The organism is Labilibaculum antarcticum, assembly GCF_002356295.1.
Classification (GTDB): Bacteria; Bacteroidota; Bacteroidia; order Bacteroidales; family Marinifilaceae; genus Labilibaculum; species Labilibaculum antarcticum.
In genome coordinates this window covers 1,346,233-1,365,642 of the sequence record NZ_AP018042.1, presented here as the reverse complement: position 1 = coordinate 1,365,642, position 19,410 = coordinate 1,346,233, and the positions used below count along the sequence as shown (strand labels likewise).

Annotated in this window: 15 protein-coding genes and 1 tRNA gene; 9 read left to right on the top strand and 7 right to left on the bottom strand. The window is 34.8% G+C overall.

Annotated elements, in window-relative coordinates:
* Positions 1 to 36 precede the first annotated feature (36 nt).
* From ALGA_RS05020 to ALGA_RS05005, 4 genes are all read right to left on the bottom strand, one after another.
* Positions 37 to 837: an inositol monophosphatase family protein gene (locus ALGA_RS05020; protein ID WP_096428289.1), complete on the bottom strand. Its 801-nt coding sequence runs from the start codon at positions 835 to 837 to the stop codon at positions 37 to 39.
* 11 nt (positions 838 to 848) lie between these two features.
* Positions 849 to 2,183 (bottom strand): tRNA (N(6)-L-threonylcarbamoyladenosine(37)-C(2))-methylthiotransferase MtaB, encoded by a 1,335-nt coding sequence (gene mtaB, locus ALGA_RS05015; RefSeq protein WP_096428288.1) that lies wholly within the window; start codon positions 2,181 to 2,183, stop codon positions 849 to 851.
* Between the two features lie 141 nt (positions 2,184 to 2,324).
* Entirely contained in the window at positions 2,325 to 3,230 is a 906-nt protein-coding gene (locus ALGA_RS05010; protein ID WP_197705708.1) for a Ppx/GppA phosphatase family protein, read from the bottom strand.
* Positions 3,231 to 3,382: 152 nt separating this feature from the next.
* A complete protein-coding gene (locus ALGA_RS05005) occupies positions 3,383 to 4,714 on the bottom strand; it encodes a PhoH family protein (protein WP_096428287.1) in 1,332 nt (443 codons plus the stop codon).
* A gap of 267 nt (positions 4,715 to 4,981) precedes the next feature.
* Between ALGA_RS05005 and ALGA_RS05000 the strand changes: the two genes are divergently transcribed.
* From ALGA_RS05000 to ALGA_RS04990, 3 genes are all read left to right on the top strand, one after another.
* Positions 4,982 to 6,268 (top strand): bifunctional folylpolyglutamate synthase/dihydrofolate synthase, encoded by a 1,287-nt coding sequence (locus ALGA_RS05000; protein WP_096428286.1) that lies wholly within the window; start codon positions 4,982 to 4,984, stop codon positions 6,266 to 6,268.
* Positions 6,269 to 6,326: 58 nt separating this feature from the next.
* Positions 6,327 to 6,401, top strand: a tRNA-Val gene (locus ALGA_RS04995).
* Positions 6,402 to 6,554: 153 nt separating this feature from the next.
* Positions 6,555 to 7,211 (top strand): redox-sensing transcriptional repressor Rex, encoded by a 657-nt coding sequence (locus ALGA_RS04990; protein ID WP_096428285.1) that lies wholly within the window; start codon positions 6,555 to 6,557, stop codon positions 7,209 to 7,211.
* A 73-nt stretch (positions 7,212 to 7,284) separates the two neighbouring features.
* Here the strand turns inward: ALGA_RS04990 and ALGA_RS04985 are convergent, their stop codons facing one another.
* The 3 genes from ALGA_RS04985 to ALGA_RS04975 all read right to left on the bottom strand — a co-directional run bounded on the left by ALGA_RS04985 (position 7,285) and on the right by ALGA_RS04975 (position 10,361).
* Entirely contained in the window at positions 7,285 to 7,536 is a 252-nt protein-coding gene (locus ALGA_RS04985) for a DNA-binding protein (RefSeq protein ID WP_096428284.1), read from the bottom strand.
* A gap of 97 nt (positions 7,537 to 7,633) precedes the next feature.
* Positions 7,634 to 8,830: a sensor histidine kinase gene (locus tag ALGA_RS04980; RefSeq protein WP_231706060.1), complete on the bottom strand. Its 1,197-nt coding sequence runs from the start codon at positions 8,828 to 8,830 to the stop codon at positions 7,634 to 7,636.
* A gap of 151 nt (positions 8,831 to 8,981) precedes the next feature.
* Complete coding sequence (locus ALGA_RS04975; RefSeq protein ID WP_096428282.1) at positions 8,982 to 10,361, bottom strand: sigma-54-dependent transcriptional regulator; 1,380 nt, start codon at positions 10,359 to 10,361, stop codon at positions 8,982 to 8,984.
* A 247-nt stretch (positions 10,362 to 10,608) separates the two neighbouring features.
* Here ALGA_RS04975 and ALGA_RS04970 point away from each other — a divergent pair, with 247 nt between their 5' ends.
* The 6 genes from ALGA_RS04970 to ALGA_RS04945 all read left to right on the top strand — a co-directional run bounded on the left by ALGA_RS04970 (position 10,609) and on the right by ALGA_RS04945 (position 19,112).
* Positions 10,609 to 11,859, top strand: coding sequence for an efflux RND transporter periplasmic adaptor subunit (locus tag ALGA_RS04970; RefSeq protein WP_096428281.1), 1,251 nt, complete (start codon positions 10,609 to 10,611; stop codon positions 11,857 to 11,859).
* Positions 11,860 to 11,863: 4 nt separating this feature from the next.
* Complete coding sequence (locus ALGA_RS04965) at positions 11,864 to 14,212, top strand: ABC transporter permease (protein ID WP_096428280.1); 2,349 nt, start codon at positions 11,864 to 11,866, stop codon at positions 14,210 to 14,212.
* Positions 14,213 to 14,236: 24 nt separating this feature from the next.
* Complete coding sequence (locus ALGA_RS04960; RefSeq protein ID WP_096428279.1) at positions 14,237 to 14,920, top strand: ABC transporter ATP-binding protein; 684 nt, start codon at positions 14,237 to 14,239, stop codon at positions 14,918 to 14,920.
* Between the two features lie 85 nt (positions 14,921 to 15,005).
* Positions 15,006 to 17,444 carry an ABC transporter permease gene (locus ALGA_RS04955; RefSeq protein WP_096428278.1) on the top strand — a complete coding sequence of 813 codons (2,439 nt, stop codon included), beginning with the start codon at positions 15,006 to 15,008 and terminating at the stop codon, positions 17,442 to 17,444.
* A gap of 36 nt (positions 17,445 to 17,480) precedes the next feature.
* On the top strand, positions 17,481 to 17,768 hold the full coding sequence (locus tag ALGA_RS04950; protein ID WP_096428277.1) for a hypothetical protein: 288 nt from the start codon (positions 17,481 to 17,483) through the stop codon (positions 17,766 to 17,768).
* An 87-nt stretch (positions 17,769 to 17,855) separates the two neighbouring features.
* Positions 17,856 to 19,112 carry a hypothetical protein gene (locus ALGA_RS04945; protein ID WP_096428276.1) on the top strand — a complete coding sequence of 419 codons (1,257 nt, stop codon included), beginning with the start codon at positions 17,856 to 17,858 and terminating at the stop codon, positions 19,110 to 19,112.
* Positions 19,113 to 19,410 lie beyond the last annotated feature (298 nt).

Sequence of the window (19,410 nt, the reverse complement as noted above, 5' to 3'; positions counted from 1 at the left end):
TTATTATCTGCAGAAAGCAAGGATGAAATAATCGGCTTACTTACTCATGTATTTATTAACAATGGTTTTAAATTCATTGTGAACCAGGTTATTACTGGCAATTATTTCTTTTCCATAAATGAATTTGTTACCTCCTTTAAAATCACAAACCTTACCTCCTGCTTGCGTAACTAGAAATGAACCAGCTGCAACATCCCAAGGATGAAGATTATATTCGTAAAAGGCTTCGAATCTGCCACAAGCAACATATGCCAAATCGGTAGCAGCAGAACCAAGTCGACGAACACCATGGGAATTAATAATGAAGTACTCCAATGATGCCATGAATTTTTTTAATTGATCGTAATCGCAGTATGGAAATCCTGTAGCAATTAAACTTGCATCGACAGACTTGGCTTTCGAAACAGAAATTGTTTTTCCATTTAGGTAGGCTTCAGGTGCTCCTTTCCAAGAATAAAAGCATTCGTCAAGGCTAATTTCATAAACCACGCCCAATACAATTTCATCGTATTCTTGCAAAGCAATGCTAACTGCAAATGGCGATAATCCGTGAATATAATTGGTTGTGCCGTCTAGCGGATCAATAATCCAGTTATATCTCTCTGCTCGATGAGTCTCTGTTCCTTCTTCGGCTATAAATCCAGCATCAGAAAGAATCAGTTTCAATTCGGCTACAATCTGTTTTTCCGCTGTCTTGTCAACATAGGTTACGAAATCGTGTATTCCTTTAACTTCTATAACATCAGATTTGATTCTGCTTTGTTGTTCTTTTATGAATGTGCCAACTTTTCTGGCTATGTCATTAGTTTTAAAACAAAGTTCTTTAAGATCGATCATGTGTTTGTAATTTATTGCAGAATAGGTTTAAGTTTGAATCGGATTTTATCAATTACAGCACCTAAAATATTACCATTCGAATTTACCTCTTGCAAGTTAACAAACGTAAGCTTGTTGCGAAGGTTTTGATTGTATGGAATTTCAACTTTCAGGTAATTTTTCGTGAATCCATACATTTTACCATGATCATTATACGATTCGAATAGAACTTCTTCTGATTTGCCTAAATTTTCCTGATAAAAAGCGTTCAGTTTTTTATCTGAAAGGATATGCAATATTTTAGCTCTTCTTTTTCTTTCCGGTATGGTAACTACTTCTTTTATTTCCAACGCTTTTGTTCCTTGTCTTTCAGAGTATGGGAATACGTGAAGTTGACTAATTGGTAAATCTTTGATGAAAAGGTAGGCATCTTCAAAATCCTGCTCGCTTTCTCCTCGACTTCCGGCAATTACATCAACGCCAATAAAGGCATCAGGTAGTAGGGTTTTAATTTTCTCAATACGTTGAGCGAATAATTCTCTGTCGTATCTTCTCTTCATCAGTTTCAATACTTTGTTGGAACCTGCTTGAAGAGGAAGGTGAAAATGGTTTACAAATTTTTCAGATTGAGCAACAAATTCAATAATCTCATTGCTTAGAAGGTTTGGTTCGATTGAAGAAATACGAATACGGCTAATTCCTTTTACCTTTTCTAGTTCTTTAATTAAATCCAGAAAGGTTTCGTTCGTGCTTTTTCCAAAATCACCAATATTAACTCCTGTTAAGATGATTTCCTTAGCTCCTTGTTCTGCCACTTTTTCAGCTTGCTGAACTGTTTCTTTTATGCTCATGTTGCGGCTGTTGCCGCGAGCAAATGGAATTGTGCAATAAGTGCAATAATAATCGCAACCATCTTGAATTTTAAGAAAACAACGTGTTCTATCGCCCATAGAATAAGAAAAGTGGAAGTCTTTTATGGAGGCAATCTCGCAGGGATGAAGTTCTCCCGTACCTTTTTTCTCCAGATGATCAATGTACTTAAGGATATTGAATTTTTCATTAGCACCTAAAACAAGATCAACACCGGGAATCCCAAGAATTTCATCTGGTTTTAATTGGGCGTAACATCCAATTACAGCAATAAATGCATTTGGATTGGTTTTTATGGCCTTTTTGATTGCTTGTCTGCATTTTTTATCTGCATGATCCGTAACTGAACATGTATTCAGAACATAAATATCAGCTTTCTCGGTATGTTTTACCGTTTCGAAGCCCATTTCTTTAAATGAACGACCAATTGTAGATGTTTCCGAAAAATTAAGTTTACATCCTAATGTGTAGAATGCGACTTTTTTACCTTGCAACATAGTTTCTTTCCTTACTGATGGTTAGCTAGATGCTGATATTCAGTATTTAGCCAAAATAAATGAACTATCTCAAATCAAATTTGAAATAGTTCAAAATATAAAAATTATTTACTGCGCAAATTTAGGAAAAAGAATTGCTTTTTAATCAATTAAAAGACTGCTTGAGCTATATTCCTTGTATAATTGATGAATAATACCATCGGTAACACCAATTTTAGGAACATGTATCTTTTCGGCCTTTGCCCATTCCATTATACTCAAGAAAATTGTTGCTGCAGGAATGATAACATCGGCTCGGTCAGGATTCATGTCATAATTAATCATTAATTCTTTGTAGCTGTATTTTTTAAGCTCATAATAAATACTTTTAAATTCTTGGTATGCTATGAATTTTTCCTTTTTAGGCGCCGCAAGTTTTACTAATCTGTTAATATTACCTCCTGAGCCTATGATTTCAATGTTTTCACAATTCGGACAGATGTCCAATAAGCATTCCTTAATTCGGATAAATTCACCCATTGGCACACAATCCCGAAGAATTTTAATTGTTCCTACATTAAAAGATGCAGAAAAACGGCAAATTCCTTTTGAAAAAAGAGTCAATTCTGTACTTCCACCACCAACATCAACATATAAGTAATCTTTAGAAGGATCAAGTGTATCTGCAATTTTATTATCAAAAATAATGCTTGCTTCTTCCTTTCCATCGATAACATCAATCTTAATGCCTGATTCCTTTTCAATTCGTTGAATGATCTCAGCACCATTTGTAGCCTCCCTCATTGCCGAAGTTGCACAAGCTCGATAATTCACAATCTCATGAACCTGCATCAGATTACTGAACGCTTTCATTGATTTAATTAATTTCTCAGCCTTTTCATGAGAGATGAATTTATCAATGAAAGTATCTGTTCCTAAACGAATGGGAACTCTTATTAATGATGATTTTTTAAAGTATGTATTACTGCCATCCTCAAGCACATTCATAAACAACAATCGGATTGCATTTGATCCGATATCTATGGCAGCAAATTTCATTATTTTCATAAGAGTATGTTTAGATTTTCAGTGAGAGTAAGTAAGTCATATTACCTATTTGATTTGAATAATATAAGCCCTTTACGATAATCTGAAGTGCGTTTCTAAGTATTTGATTTATTTAATTTAAATGAAATTTTTCAGTATTGCAATAAATAGATTTATAGAAGATTACTTGCCAGTTCGGCAAGATGACTTCTTTCTCCTTTTATTAGGTTAACATGTGCGAATATGTCTTGTCCTTGCATTCTGTCCGACAGGTATGCTAATCCATTTGATTTCTTATCTAAGTAGGGAGAATCTATTTGTTCAAGATCTCCGGTAAAGATCATTTTTGTTCCTTCGCCAGCACGTGTAATTATCGTTTTAATTTCGTGAGGAGTTAAGTTTTGTGCTTCATCAACAATGAAGAAAGTATTGGAAAGACTTCTGCCTCTGATGTAAGCCAAAGGAGTAATTTGTAATCTATCATCTTTCAATAACTCATCGATTTTAAGGTACTCTTTACTGTGAATATTAAATTTGTGTTTGATTACACTCAAGTTATCGAATAGCGGCTGCATGTATGGCCCAATTTTTTCTTTTGCATCGCCTGGCAGATACCCAAGATCCTTATTTGCTAACGCAACAATAGGTCGTGCAAGAAAAATTTGATCGTACATATCAATTTGTTGCAGTGCAGTTGCCAATGCTAATAATGTTTTTCCGGTCCCGGCTCGACCGGTTAATGCTACTAATGAAATTTTGGGATCCAAAAGAGCATGCATCGAAAATGTTTGCTCGGCATTTCGAGGAAATATTCCATATGAATTCGGTTTTTCAACCCGTGATATTGTTTTTGTTATTGGGTCGAAATGTGCAAGAACGCTGGATGAATTGCTTTTAAGAATAAAATACTCATGACCAGTAATCGTTTTATCGAATCCAAACTCTTCTTCTGTAATCCCTTCGTTAGAATTATACAGGGAGGAGATCTTTTCGTCATCAAAATTTTCTAAAGTTGTAATTCCTAGGCGAATCACATCATCAAGATCTTGAACTTGATCATTTTTATAATCTTCGGCAGGAATGCCTAACGATTTGGCTTTCATTCTAAGGTTAATGTCCTTAGAAATTAGAATCACCTTTTTTTTGTCTTTTTTATTATGTAAGTATTCTGCAATAGCTAGTATTCGGTGATCTGGAATATTATCTTGGAAAGACCTTTTCATTTGAGGAGAAAATTCTTTTCCCGTTTCAATAGATAGTTTTCCTAAATTTTTACCCAACGGCACACCTGAAGTAAAGAGTGAATCTCCTGAAATCCGATCTAATTCTCTATTGAATTCACGTGCATGGTAATTAATTTGGTCATTTCCTTTTTTAAACTTATCAAGTTCTTCAAGAACTGTTATTGGAATAACAACATCATTTTCTTCAAAATTATAAATGGAATTAAAATCGTGAAGAATAACATTTGTGTCGAGAACGAAAATCTTTTTGAGTTTAGCCATAATGAATGGTGTTAGAGGTTAATTTAGACAAGCATAAAATATCGACGTTTCTTTTAATTATAAACTGCTTGTGTTTAATTTGTTATATGTTTAAAAGTCTTTAAAAATCGTTGTGTTTTATGAAACCGACTTGATGTTTTAAATTAAACGGTGGTATTTAATAGTTTTAATTTAGCAATTTTTGTAGGAAGTTCAACCTGGTAACACAAAATTTAAGAAATTTTATTCTTCCTTTGCAAAATCATCAGATTTACTAGCGTGTTGAAAATGAATTATAAAGAAACTTTAGATTATATGTTTACTAAACTTCCCATGTATCAGCGTACAGGGAAGGCTGCTTATAAAGCTAATTTGGATACAACTTTAGCTTTGGATGAATATTTTAATCATCCACATAAAAAGTTTAAATCGATTCATGTTGCCGGAACAAACGGCAAGGGGTCCGTTTCACATACTGTTGCTTCAGTATTACAGTCGGCAGGTTATAAAGTTGGTTTGTATACCTCACCTCACTTGCGTGATTTTCGAGAGAGAATAAAGGTAAACGGAGAGCTTGTTGTGGAAGATTACGTGGTTGATTTTGTAAGAAAGCATCAATGCAAGTTTGAAGAATTATGTCCTTCTTTTTTTGAGATGACTGTTGCAATGGCTTTTGATTATTTCGCTGAGCAAGAGGTTGATGTTGCTGTAGTAGAGGTTGGTCTTGGAGGCAGATTAGATTCCACCAATATTATTACACCATTACTTTCTGTGATCACTAATATCAGTAAAGATCATACAGGTCTTTTGGGCTCCGAACTTTCCCAAATAGCTGGAGAAAAGGCTGGGATTATAAAGGAAGGTATTCCTGTGATTATTGGTGAGAAACAGAAAGAATTGATTGATGTTTTTAAGGGGATTGCTTCCGATAAGAATTCTGATTTGTTATTTTCTGAAGATCAGTATGAGATACAATCGTATGAATTCGTTGATGGCAAACGTAATCTAATTTATAAAACATGTACTAATAATTCAAGTGTAAATTTGTTATGTGATTTGTTAGGGAGTTATCAGATTAAGAATATCAGAACGGCTCTGTGTGTATTTGATGAGCTGAATAGACAATCCTGGAATATTTCAGAAGAGTCGGTTAAACAAGGCATTGCAGAAGTCGTAAATAAAACTGGTTTGTTGGGACGTTGGCAAACAATTGGTAGTAACCCAAATGTAATTTGTGACACCGGTCATAACATTGCTGGTATTAAAGAAATATTAGGGCAAATTGAATCGATGGATTACAGAAATTTGCATATTGTTTTTGGTATGGTTGATGATAAGGATATTGATGAGATTCTTGAACTAATGCCAAAGAATGCAAGCTATTACTTTTGTTGCGCTGATATTCCCCGGGCATTAGATCAAAATATTCTAGCTGCAAAGGCAAAATCCTATAGTTTAGTGGGGAATTCATACTCATCTGTGAAAACAGCATTAGAGGCCGCAAAGGCAAATGCACACGAGAATGATCTTGTTTTTGTTGGAGGAAGCACCTTTGTTGTCGCTGAAATCGTGTAAACAAAACTACTGTTTTTATTGCTGTGTAATTTTTTCTGTTTATATTTGCACCCGTTGAGGGCGATTAGCTCAGTTGGTTCAGAGCACTTGGTTTACACCCAAGGGGTCATAGGTTCGAATCCTATATCGCCCACGTTTACAAAGAATTAAGATGTTATTCTTTGCAATGTCCCCAGCGCCATTTATTTAAGAATTAGATTTGTATAACAAAAAATCATTAAGGAATTATTTCTTTAATGATAGCTTGGTTATTTTTGTTTTCATTTAAGGTGTAAGTTAAGAAATTATGGTTCAAAGTTCTAAGAAAATTCAGGGGGTTCCTGAGCCAACTATTAGGCGGATGCCGTCATACCTGGCATATGCTGAAGGCTTATTAAGAAAAGGGCAACAGTTTGTTTCATCTACTCAGATTGCAAACTACATGAATATTGACCCCACACAGGTTACAAAAGATTTATCCTATACCGCCATTGTTGGGAAAACCAGGGTGGGTTATGAAGTTAAAGCATTGGTTGATGTGTTGTCTGATTTTCTAGGATTTACCATTATGGATAATGCTTTTCTTGTTGGAGCCGGGTCTTTAGGATCTGCATTGCTGCATGATAGCGGATTATCACATTTTGGTTTAAATATTGTTGCTGCTTTTGATGTTAATTCTTCAACCATTGGTAAAAAAATTAACGACATTGAAGTATTCCACATTGATCAGTTCCGGGATTTGTCGCAAGAAATGAATGTGATAATGGGGATTATTACTGTACCTGCTGAAAATGCACAAACAGTTGCCGATTTGATGGTAGCTTGGGGAATTAAAGCAATTTGGAATTTCACTCCGGCAAGAATTAAAGTCCCTGAGGATATTATTGTTCAGAATACTACGCTTTATTCCAATCTGGCAATTATTTTTAATAAATTGCATAGTGAAAGAAAAGAAGCTCTTTAAGATAAGATAGGAAATAACAAAGAAGGGCTGTTGAAATTATTCAACAGCCCTTCTTTTATTTTTGGTGCATTAATTAATAAGGATTTTCCAGCATTGTAATCGCATGTTCTAGAATAGTTGTATCATCGAGTTCAACAATGCCTCCATAAGGTCCTTGTTCAACATGCATTCCTGTACTTTGACCTTCATCAAAATTGGTACCTCCAAAATAATTTCTAACGGTTTCTACTTCTAATTCTAAATCTTTCGCAATCCTTTGCATACTTCCTTCCGGCAAACGATCTTTAATTTCTCTTAACTCATTGAATGTGATTGTCTTAGTCATACGCTATTAAGTTTTAATTAAAGGTTAGAGATTGATCTGCTCTATAAATTTAACGAAAGTAATTGTTAATTTAAAATTATTGGCGTGTTAAAACATGTTAAAATGTGAGAGTGAAACTTGTTTTTTCGTTTGGAATTGATTGTGCCGTAATGGTTCCTCCATGTAATCGCAATATTTGTTTTGAAAGACTAAGCCCAATTCCAGAGCCTTTTGGCTTTGTTGTGAAAAATGGAATAAAAACCTTATCTAGTACCTCTTTTATAATACCTTGTCCGTTATCACTTATTTGAATTGATATTCGGCCTCTTTTGTTCATAAAGGCTTTTAGTTCAATTTTAGGATTCGCTGTGTGTTCCAGCGCGTGAATCGAGTTTTTAATTAAATTGATTAGAACTTGTTCAAGAAGCTGTTCGTCGGCCGAAAGTTCAAGACTTTCTGGATTGATACTAATCTCACATTCTATGCCTTTTCTCTTAATTTCTTCCTGCATTAAACGATGGATATTGTCGAAAAGCTTTCGTACCTGAAAAATACCAAAATTTGGCTTTGGAATTTTGGTGAGATTGCGATAAGTGTCAACGAAATGCAAAAGGCCGGAACTTCTTTTATGGATTGTTTCAAGTGCCAGTTTAACCTCGTTTAGAGTCTCCAGATCTTCATCTTGAAACTTGTTGGTGTTGTTCTCGCCAAAATCATCCAGAATTGTTGTGAGGGTGGTTGAAAGGGAAGAGATAGGCGTGATTGAATTCATGATCTCATGAGTCAATACTCTTATTAGTTTTTGCCATGATTCAATTTCCTGTTCTTCTAATTCGTACTGAATATTTTTTATAGAAACGAGTATGACTTGCCTGTTGTTAATTTTAAACTCGGTAGCATAAATTGCAAGCTTTAAAATGTCTTCATTATCTACAACTTTAACAAGTGTGTTTTCTCCATGCTTAAGACTTAGTAGGCAGTTCACCAGTTCCTCGCTAAAACCGCTTAAATCCTGAATCATTTTCAGGTTACTAACCTGAAAAAGCTTTTTGGATGCATTGTTAATCATTTCCACTTTTCCATCCCTATGAAAAGCAATTAAACTAATTCCAATGTGTTGAATTACAGTTTGCAGGTAGAAATAATGTTCTTCCTTTTCAGCTCTTATTTTTTGAAAATCAGTAATTACGGCATTAAAAGATTCTTGCAGTTTGTCGAAAGAACTCCCAAGACCTTGTACTTGGAAATTTCGTGTAAAATCAGAATACCGTATGGATTCCAGAAAATTCTTAAGCAAGCGGTTGGTTTTTTCCACGTACTTAATAATTTCATAAATCTGATAGATAATTGCAATAAAAGTAAGGCTTGCTGTGAAGTAGAGGCTCTTTTTTGCAACTAAGTAAAATAGTAAGAATATCGTTGCCGAGAGGACGATAATTCTTATTATAAAATTAATCCGGAAGCTTTTATAAACCATATTTTTCTAGTCTTCGATAAAGAGATGTGCGCGTAAGACCTAATTCACCGGCCGCTTTGGAAATATTTCCTTTATTTGTTTTTAAAACTTTCTGAATGATATTTTTTTCAACTTCTTCAAGGTTATACGAATCAAACTCAACATCTTCTTGGCCATTTCTTTCAACGCTAACTTGGAAATCGGATGGATCCAGATTTCGATCATCGGCCATAATTATTGCTCGTTCCATTAAATGTTGCAGCTCTCTTACGTTTCCAGGCCAACTGTAATCATATAATTTATTCAGACAGGCTTTTGATAGTGGATTGATCGCTTTCTTATATTTTTTAGAATAGATATCCAGAAAATGATTTGCCAGAAGTGGTATGTCCTCATATCGTTCCCGTAAAGCAGGAAGACTAATTTCAACTGTATTAATTCTGTACAAAAGATCTTGGCGATATCTGTCTTCAGATGCCATCTGTTTCAGTTGCATGTTGGTTGCGCATATTAAGCGAATATCGATTGGGATTGTCTTATTCGATCCAACACGAATCACTTCTCGTCGCTCTAAAACCGTTAACAGTTTTGCTTGCATAGGCAAACTTAGATTTCCAATTTCATCTAAGAAAAGTGTTCCTCCAGAGGCAATTTCGAATCGACCGGGACGATCGGCTCGAGCATCTGTAAATGCACCTTTTACATGTCCAAACAGCTCGCTTTCAAATAGATTCTCATTTATTGAGCCAAGGTCAACACTGATGAAAACTTCATCTTTTCTGGGAGAGTTTCGGTGTAAGGCTCTGGCAACTAATTCTTTTCCTGTTCCGTTTTCTCCAAGAATCAATACGTTGGCATCTGTTACCGCTACTTTTGTGATGGTTGAGAAAACCTGTTGCATTTCAGGAGATGTGCCAATAAAATCGTTAAATGGCTGATCGAGAACTGCATTTAATTCTTTTTGTTTTGTCTTTAACTCGCTTACTTCATCTTTCGATCTGCGAAGTTTTATTGCAGACGAGATTGTGGCAAGAAGTTTTTCGTTCTGCCATGGTTTTAATATGAAGTCGGTAGCTCCAGCTTTAATTGCTTTTACCGATTTTTCGATATCACCATATGCCGTAATAAATAAAACTACTGCCTGAGGATCAATTTCAAGTATTTTATTTAGCCAATGATATCCTTCCTGACCACTAATTGCATCTTTGGTGAAATTCATGTCAAGTAATATAACATCGTAATGATCCTGTTTCATGAGTTTTGGAATCAATTCCGGATCAGATTCGGTGTTTATTAATTCAACATGTTGTTTAAGAAGCAGTTTTAGGGAAAACAGGATATCTTCATTATCATCAATAGCTAATATCTTTCCGTTTTTTTGATTTGCCATAATATGAATTAATTTGTCGTTTCAGGTTTCAATGCTCAATAGGGAATCAAGTTATCACTAAAATTTTAAAATTAAAAGGAAAATGTTCGAATACGTACAGTGTTTGTATTGTTTTCGTTCACAGATGTATGTAGATCAAGGAGTTTGTGTTTTTTAAAAAGTTGTTAATCAATGTTAAAAGTGTTTTGGCATGAAAGTGGTTATATTGCGGATGTGTTTGAGAAAGGATTAAAAAAGTCAAATTATAATGGATAGAATTATTGAAAAGAAACCCTGGTATTTACTAAGGAAGAATTGGTATTTAGCCGGAACTGTTCTGGGTGTTATTATTTTATATACCGCATTTTTGGGGGAGTCAGGATCTCGTTTACGCGTTGATGTAGAGAAAATTTCAATCGGAGAAGTAAAAACTGATTATTTTCAGGAATACATTGCGAGAACAGGAACAGTAAATCCAATTACTACTGTTTATTTGGATGCTGTAGAAGGAGGACGCGTAGAAGAGGTGTTGCTGGAAGAAGGAAGTATGGTTAAAAAGGGCGATGTAATTCTTCGTTTGAGTAATTCAGAATTGAATTTACAAATTTTAAATTCTGAAGCTGGTTTCACTGAGCAAGTAAATCGATTACGGGATACTCGTTTGAGTATGCAACAAGATCGTTTGAATGTAAGAAGAAGTCTGTTGGATATAGATTTAAGTTTATCAAAGAGTAAAAGAGCTTATCTGAGAAATAAGATTTTTTTTGAGAAGGATTTAATTTCCCGTGAAGAATTTGAAGAGTCGAATGATAATTATAATTACTATCGAAAAACAAGAGAGTTGCTTTTAGAGAGACAGAAAACAGATTCTTTATCGCGTACAATTCAAATTCAACGATTGGATGCTAATTTGATAAACATGGAAAACAATTTGGAACTGGTTCGCGCAAAGCTCCAGAATCTGAATGTAAAAGCACCTGTTGATGGTCAATTAGGATCGTTAAATGTTGAATTGGGAGAGTCTAAGTCGAGAGGTGAGCGTTTAGGACAGGTTAACGTATTGGATAATTATAAAATTAATGCACTTGTTGACGAGCTTTATATTGCACGATTAACTAGAGGGTTAAATGCTAAGTTTAGTTTTAGTGGAATTGATTATAATTTAGTAGTTTATAAAGTTTATCCAGAGGTAAGAGGTGGACAATTCGAAATAGATATGAAATTTGTGGGTGATCTTCCTCCAGGAATTAGAACAGGCCAAACATTTAGAACAAAAATTGAATTGGGAGAACCACGTGAAGCAGTTTTGATTCAAAGAGGCGGCTTTTTTCAAAGTACAGGAGGACAATGGATATTTGTTGTTGATCCTAGTGGTGATTTTGCCACAAAACGAGCTATTAAGTTGGGGAATCAGAATCCGATGTATTATGAGGTTCTTGAAGGATTAAAACCAGGAGAGAAAGTTGTAACGAATAGTTATGAAGCTTATGGTGATGTTGACAAATTAGTCTTAAAGTAAGTGGATGTTAAAAATTTTATTGAATACCGTTTTACGAAGTTTATATCGGCAAAAGTCCTATTCCTTAATGAATATTTTTGGATTAGCGACTGGTGTAACATGCACTTTACTCATTTTGATATGGGTAGAATATGAAACGGGATTTGATAAATTTCATGAAGATATAGGGCAGGTTTACAGTGTGTTTGAAAATCAGAATTATGCTGATGGAGATGTTTTTTCAGTATATTCTACACCTGGACCATTGGCGAAATCAATAAAGAAAACGTTTCCTGAAATTAAGTATTCTACAAGAATGGTTACAACCTGGGGGCAATTGACTCTTTCGGTAAATGGTAAAAGTTTTGTTGAAGACGGAGGTAAAATCGTTGATGAAGATTTCTTTAAAATATTCAGTTTCCCAATCGTAGATGGAGATGAGGATAATCCATTTAATGGGGTAAATTCAGTTGTTCTCACGGAAAGACTTGCTCGGAAAATGTTTGGCGATTCTGATCCCATTGGAAGAGTGATTGAGATTAATTCAAAGTTTAATTATCAGGTTTCGGCTGTGATTCAGAATCCACCGAAAAATTCTTCAATAACATTCGACTTTATTCTTCCATTTCAATTTTTTGAGAAGTTGTGGGAATATGATTTAAATGATTGGGAGGCAAATACTTTTCATACATTTATTAAAGTAGAAGATGGAATTGTATCGAATCAATTGTCGGATCAACTAAAAACATATATAAAAGACCGGACTAAGAATTTAAATGTTGAGTTGGATCTTCAGGCTTTTGCCAGATATCACCTTTATGCTATTGATTCGAATAAAATGGGGCCAATTTGGTATGTGAGAGTATTTCTGTTGGTAGCTGTATTGATTCTTTTAATTGCCTGTTTTAATTACATGAATCTGGCCACAGCCAGATCAGAAAGAAGAGCCAAAGAGGTTGCCATTCGAAAAGTAGTTGGAGCTCAGCGAAATGGGTTGATTGGGTTGTTTCTTGGCGAATCGATATTTTTCACACTAATAGCCTTAGGAATAGCTGTTGTTTTGGTTGAGTTGTTATTGCCCGGGTTTAGTGATTTAACAGATCGGGATTTATCCTTGGGGATAAATAATATAAATTTCTTGTTTAGTGTTTCTGGAGTGGTGCTCATAACTGGTATCATATCTGGAAGTTACCCTGCATTATTTTTGTCTTCCTTTATACCAATTCAGGTGATTAGAGGAGTGTCGAGAAAAGATTCAGCTCTACTAAGAAAAGTGTTAGTGGTTATCCAGTTTTCTATGTCGATAGCCTTGTTTATTTGTTCAGGCATCATTTATCAGCAATTGGAATTTTTGAAAAAATCGGATGTTGGTTACAATAAGAACGATCTGGTTTACATTGAAATGGGAAATGATTTTAATTCAATTTATCCTAAATTAAAGAGTGAGTTGATTAAAATACCAGGAGTTTATTGGGTAACTGCGGCAAATCAAATGCCTGTTAATTTTACTAATTCTACATGGGATGTTGATTGGCAGGGAAAAACGAAAGATTCTGAAGATGTGCTGTTTCAATTGTCTTTTGTGGATTATGATTTTATTGAAACATTTGAAATGGATGTAATTCAGGGAAGAGGATTTTCCAAAATGTTCGGAGAAGATAGTTTGAAATTTATTATTAATGAATCGGCTGCCGAAAAGCTGAATATGGTTCAAACAATAGGTGAGCCATTGTCTATTTGGGGTTATTCCGGCGAGGTGATTGGCATTGTTAAGGATTTTAATTTTAATAGTCTTCAGGTTGGAGTTGAACCTCTAATTATGATGAGAAATCCGATTGCATTTAAATACATTGGAATTCGAATTGGGGAAGATGTCGACCTCATTCTAAATAAGATAAGAAAGGTTTGGGATTCAACAGTTCCCGATGTTCCATTTACCTACCGTTTTCTAGAAGACGATTTTAAGTATTTCTATAGGGCTGAATCGCGAATGAGTAAAATATTTGCATCGTTTACGCTGATCGCTTTTATTATTTCATGTTTAGGTTTGTTTGGACTCGTTTCCTTTATTACTGAACGGAAATCTCGTGAGATGGCTCTTCGGAAAGTTTTCGGGGCGGATATGGATATTGTCTTTCAGCTGTTGTTGAAAGAATTTTTTAAGTGGGTAATGCTTTCCAATGCCATTGCTTGGGTAATTTCGTTTTTTGCGATGGAGTGGTGGTTGAAAGGATTTGCATATCGAATTGATATTGGAATAGGGATTTTTATTCTGTCGGGATTTGTATCTCTATTGATAACCTTTATTACAGTTTATCAGCAAATATGGAGGTTGGCATTAAAAGCACCGGCACGAGTACTAAAATATGAATAAGTGAATGTTTAAATAGATATGGCTATGATCAACACTAAAAATTTAATTAAGGTTTTCAGAACCGATGAGGTGGAAACTACGGCATTAAATAATGTCAATCTGGATATTAATAAGGGCGAGTTTGTTGCAATTATGGGTCCTTCAGGATGTGGGAAGTCTACCTTGCTCAATATTATTGGATTGCTTGATAATCCAACTGAAGGTGAGCTTCATTTTAATGGATTTCAGGTAGAGAATTACACCGAAAGACAAAGAACAAACTTGAGAAAGGAGAACATTGGTTTTGTTTTTCAAAGTTTTAATTTGATTGATGAATTAACTGTTTTTGAGAACGTAGAGTTGCCTCTTTTGTATATGAAAGTATCTGGTTCGGAGAGAAAAAGAAGAGTAAATGAGGCTTTGGAAAGAATGAGTATTGCTCATAGAGCTAAGCATTTCCCTCAGCAATTGTCAGGTGGCCAGCAACAAAGAGTCGCTATTGCAAGAGCAGTGATCTCAAAACCGAAACTGATTTTGGCGGATGAGCCTACGGGTAATTTAGATTCGGCTAATGGAGAAGAGGTAATGAATCTATTAACTCAACTAAACGAGGAAGGAACCACGATTGTCATGGTAACTCACTCACCATCAGATGCTGATCGGAGTCATCGTATTATTCAGCTTTTCGATGGTCACATTGTAACCGAGAATATGAGGCAAAAGCTCTAGAAAAGTAGAATTCTTTTGCAGTTATGATTCAATTTTTTGGTTACTCTTCTGAAAATTGATTTCGTATTAATTTAATTGAACAAACATGTTTAAGAATTTTTTCATTACCCTTTTTCGAAACTTTTCTAGAAACAAGTTCTACACAACAATAAATATTGTTGGCTTGTCGCTTGGGTTAATGTGTACAATTCTGATTCTGCTATTTGTTCAGGATGAATTATCATACGATAAATACAATGTAAATCATGAACGGATCATTCGTTTGGGATCGGATTTTACATTGAGTGGAAAGAGAGACCGTGTTGCGACATCACCTTTGCCATTTGGACCAACCTTTGCCGAGGAATTTCCTGAGGTAGAGCAATTTGTTCGTTTTCAGGGCTCAGGAAGGCAGCAGTTTAAATATGATGATAAAGAGTTTTATGAAGAGCGTATCGCTTTTGTTGATTCTTCGGTATTTACCATTTTTAGCTTTCCATTGCTAAAAGGAGATCCCGATAAAGCTCTTACTCAGCCTTACTCAATAGTCTTAAATGAAACTCTGGCTGATAAGTATTTTAACGGCGAAGATCCTATAGGAAAGTTGTTGCTTGTTGGTGAAAATGTAGCCTATACTGTTAGCGGAGTAATGAAAGATCTTCCTTCGAATAGCCATTTTAAATACAATGCTTTTTATTCCATGAAAACATTGGAAAGCATTCGGGGAGCAGAGCAATTTAACAGTCAGCAACCAATCTCATTTTGGTCATTTAACAATTATACTTTTCTGCTTTTAAAAGAAAACTCAGAGTCTGATGCCATCTTGGAAAAATTTCCGGCTTACTACGAGAAATACATGAAGGAGCTTGGCGATCAGTTGGGTGTTAAGTACAAATTAATTATACAACACCTTGGTGATATTCATTTAAGATCGCAGTTGCAATGGGATGCCCCAACCGGAAATATAAAATACATTTATATCCTTACAGCAATAGCCATTTTCATATTGTCCATAGCCAGTATAAACTATATGAATATGGCAACTGCACGATCAACGAAACGGGCAAAAGAGGTTAGTATTAGAAAGGTTGTAGGTGCGCAGCGCGAAAATATTATTCGTCAGTTTATGTTGGAGAGTGTATCGCTAACTGTATTCGCTCTTATTGTTGCTCTTATATGTGTTGAGTTAGTATTACCTCTGTTTAATCAATTAGTAAATAAGGATTTAATTTTAAGTGTTGTGGATACCCCGGAGGTAATCCTGTTTAATGTGATTCTTGCGGTTCTAGTAGGTCTTTTCTCAGGAAGTTACCCTGCTCTTTATTTGTCCTCCTTTCAGCCGGTATTTATTCTAAAGGGAAGGAATGGTAAAAGTGGCGCAAATGGATTTCTTCGGAAAATACTTGTGATTTCACAGTTTACGATTTCAGCCATAATGATCAGCGGAACTATAATTGTTGCATCTCAGTTTCTATATATGAATAATATGGATTTGGGATTTAATAAAAAAGATGTTCTTGTTGCTTCAATTCGAGATACTGTATTTCGTACCAGAATGGATGCTTTTAAAATGGAGTTGAAGAAAAATCCAAATATTAAAGGTGTCACAACTTCAAGTTCTCTAATTGGTTTTGGAGGTTCGAAAACTGTTCATTTGTTCGAGAGTGATGAAGGAATGGCACAGTATGCATTAAATTTTAATGTCGTTGATTTCGATTATATCGATGTGATGGAAATGGATGTACTGAAAGGGCGGAAATTTAATAGGGAGATTCCATCGGATACGGCGAATTCATTTATTGTTAATCAGGCTGCTGCGGTTAAATTTAATTGGGGTGATAATTCCTTAGGGAAAAAACTTCAGTTAGGATTGAAGATTGAAGGCGTTGAAGATGGTGGAGAGGTTCAATTGGGAGAAGTGATTGGAGTGATAAGAGACTTTAATTATCAGCCGCTTAAAAATTTAATTGAACCAATGAATCTTGTTGTTTCGGAGAATCCTGATTATCGAAGAAATTTACACGTGAAAATAAATTCTAAAAATAGAAAAGAAACCATAACATATATAGAGAAAGTTTGGAATCAATTCTGTCCAAATATGTCTTTTGGATACTTCTTTTTAGATGATCGGATGAAAGAAAATTACGAGCCGGAAGAAAGATTAACCTGGATTTTTTCAATTTTTTCTTTGATAAGTATCTTGATTGCATCTATGGGACTTTTTGGATTGTCTTCTTTTATGGCTGAACAACGTAACAAGGAGTTGGGGATTCGAAAAGTGTTGGGTGCGCCGGTAGTTAAATTGGTGTATCTGCTAACGGGTGAATTTATAAGATTAATTCTGTTTGCTAATTTAATAGCAGTACCGATTTCCTATTGGGCGTTAAGTGCTTGGTTAAACGATTTTCCATATCGTATATCAATAGGCATTTGGGTGTTTGTCGCGACTCTTATTATTTCCTTGGTTATTGGTTTGTTTACAGTTGCGTGGCAATCGTTTAGGGCAGCAAATGCAGATCCAATCAAAGCAATTAAATACGAATAAACTCAATATTGTAAAACGTTCTAAAATCTTTTACTCATGAGAGAAATATGTGTGCCAATACCATTAGGTGATGATAATGAAGTTGCAGAAGTGGAAGTGAAACTGGTGAATAAGAAATTGTCTGTGTTCTTTAGATTGGAATCATTTTCATGGGATGTATCCAAAGAGTTGGACGAAAAATCTGATACTATTACGGAGAAATTACTCAAAATTTATAATCTGAAAAAGGTGATTGCGGAGTACGATTCGGATTGGGAGTTGATACAAATTTTTACTCCAACAGAATCATCAAAGAACATTCAGGTACTGTTTCGTAAAAAATAGCTGAATAAATTATTTGCTTCTTGTGTAACTTTTGTTGTGTCTGTTCGTCATACGAGCGGAAAGTACCAATAAATTAAATCAGGAAGTATGGATTATTTAGCAAAAAATCTCTTGTTCTTTTTTCTTCTAGCTCAACTATTCCTAGGCTCATTTTCAGCTTCAGGCCAAACATATCCTTGTTATTTATACGGTAGCATTACCACTGTTGATGGTGATGTGTATCAGGGTGCCATTCGTTGGAATGATGAGGAGGTGTTTTTATCTGATGTGTTTAATGCTGAAAAAGAAGAAAATCCTTATCTGAAATACCTACCGGAATCCAAAGAAAGAATTAATTACGAGAGAAATAGCAAGAAAAGATATTGGGATCGTTTCGAAGTCACAATCAATGATGAAAGACGAAACACAACAAGTATATACGATCGGAAATTTCAATGTCGCTTTGGCGATATAAAATCAATCTCTGTAACCGGAAGCGAATCGGTAAGTTTGGAGCTTAAAGATGGGAAGTATATCAATCTTTCTGGAGGTTCGAATGATGTAGGAACCAAAGTTTGGATTATTGATCAGGAATTAGGTTTGTTGAAAATAGATTGGGAGCGTATTAAAATTGTGAATTTTGAAACGCCGGCTACAAATAAAGTGGAAACTTTCGGTGAGCCGATATATGGGAAATTATCAACAACAAAAGGTGAGTTTACCGGTTTTATTCAGTGGGATCATGACGAGCGGCTGGCTGGTGATATATTGGATGGAAGAGGTCGTGATGGTGACTTGGCAATTCCTTTCAATAAAATTAAAACAATTGAAAAAACGGAAAGAGGTAGTCTTATTACTTTGAGCTCCGATCGACAGTTCGAATTGACTGGTGAAAATGATGTAAATAAATACAACAGAGGAATTGTTGTGAGTATCCCGGATGTTGGACGCATTGATTTCCCTTGGAGTCACTTTCTTTCTTTGGAGATTCTTCCTCGTTCAAAAAGCAATAATGATTGTTTATCAGAATATAGGGTATCTGAAAGGTTGTTCGGTACATTAGTTACAAAGGGAGGTGAATCGTATAAAGGTGTTATTGTTTACGATTTAGATGAGGCGATGGATTCTGAAATTTTGAATGGCTTAAATGATGAACTGGAATTTTTTGTTCCATTTCGAAATATCAGAAGTATTGAACCTGTGGCTTATAATTACTGCCTTGTTGAACTTAAAAACGGTATGAAACTATATTTGGGCGATCAAACTGATGTTTCGAATAAAAATGCTGGAGTAATCGTTTTTGTGAACGAAGGTGAATACCAAAACTTTAAGTGGGAAGATATTAAACGAATCGATTTTATGTGAAAATATCATATTTAGAATTGATATCCCATTTTGACTTTTCAAAAATGGGGTATTTTTTTGTAATTAACTGATATGGTTATGCTTACTGTTGTTTAAATTAATTTAAATGGAACTCTCACGCATATAATGTGTTAAAATAAAGCTTTTGTTGTACGAAATATCAAGGAATGATAAATAATATGTTGAAATTTTTCGCCAAATTTGAAACTTATTTATTTTTCTCTCGTCAAAACAAAAGATTCTTTAATGCACAGAATATATGTTTCTGCCTAAGTCTTTTAAAGATGTCGATCTATAG

Excerpts from the sequence above, each read along its gene's own strand:
- ALGA_RS05020 (WP_096428289.1), bottom strand. The coding sequence starts at position 837 with ATGATCGATCTTAAAGAACTTTGTTTTAAAACTAATGACATAGCCAGA.
- mtaB (WP_096428288.1), bottom strand. The coding sequence starts at position 2,183 with ATGTTGCAAGGTAAAAAAGTCGCATTCTACACATTAGGATGTAAACTT.
- ALGA_RS05010 (WP_197705708.1), bottom strand. The coding sequence starts at position 3,230 with ATGAAAATAATGAAATTTGCTGCCATAGATATCGGATCAAATGCAATC.
- ALGA_RS05005 (WP_096428287.1), bottom strand. The coding sequence starts at position 4,714 with ATGGCTAAACTCAAAAAGATTTTCGTTCTCGACACAAATGTTATTCTT.
- ALGA_RS05000 (WP_096428286.1), top strand. The coding sequence starts at position 4,982 with ATGAATTATAAAGAAACTTTAGATTATATGTTTACTAAACTTCCCATG.
- ALGA_RS04990 (WP_096428285.1), top strand. The coding sequence starts at position 6,555 with ATGGTTCAAAGTTCTAAGAAAATTCAGGGGGTTCCTGAGCCAACTATT.
- ALGA_RS04985 (WP_096428284.1), bottom strand. The coding sequence starts at position 7,536 with ATGACTAAGACAATCACATTCAATGAGTTAAGAGAAATTAAAGATCGT.
- ALGA_RS04975 (WP_096428282.1), bottom strand. The coding sequence starts at position 10,361 with ATGGCAAATCAAAAAAACGGAAAGATATTAGCTATTGATGATAATGAA.
- ALGA_RS04970 (WP_096428281.1), top strand. The coding sequence starts at position 10,609 with ATGGATAGAATTATTGAAAAGAAACCCTGGTATTTACTAAGGAAGAAT.
- ALGA_RS04965 (WP_096428280.1), top strand. The coding sequence starts at position 11,864 with ATGTTAAAAATTTTATTGAATACCGTTTTACGAAGTTTATATCGGCAA.
- ALGA_RS04960 (WP_096428279.1), top strand. The coding sequence starts at position 14,237 with ATGATCAACACTAAAAATTTAATTAAGGTTTTCAGAACCGATGAGGTG.
- ALGA_RS04955 (WP_096428278.1), top strand. The coding sequence starts at position 15,006 with ATGTTTAAGAATTTTTTCATTACCCTTTTTCGAAACTTTTCTAGAAAC.
- ALGA_RS04950 (WP_096428277.1), top strand. The coding sequence starts at position 17,481 with ATGAGAGAAATATGTGTGCCAATACCATTAGGTGATGATAATGAAGTT.
- ALGA_RS04945 (WP_096428276.1), top strand. The coding sequence starts at position 17,856 with ATGGATTATTTAGCAAAAAATCTCTTGTTCTTTTTTCTTCTAGCTCAA.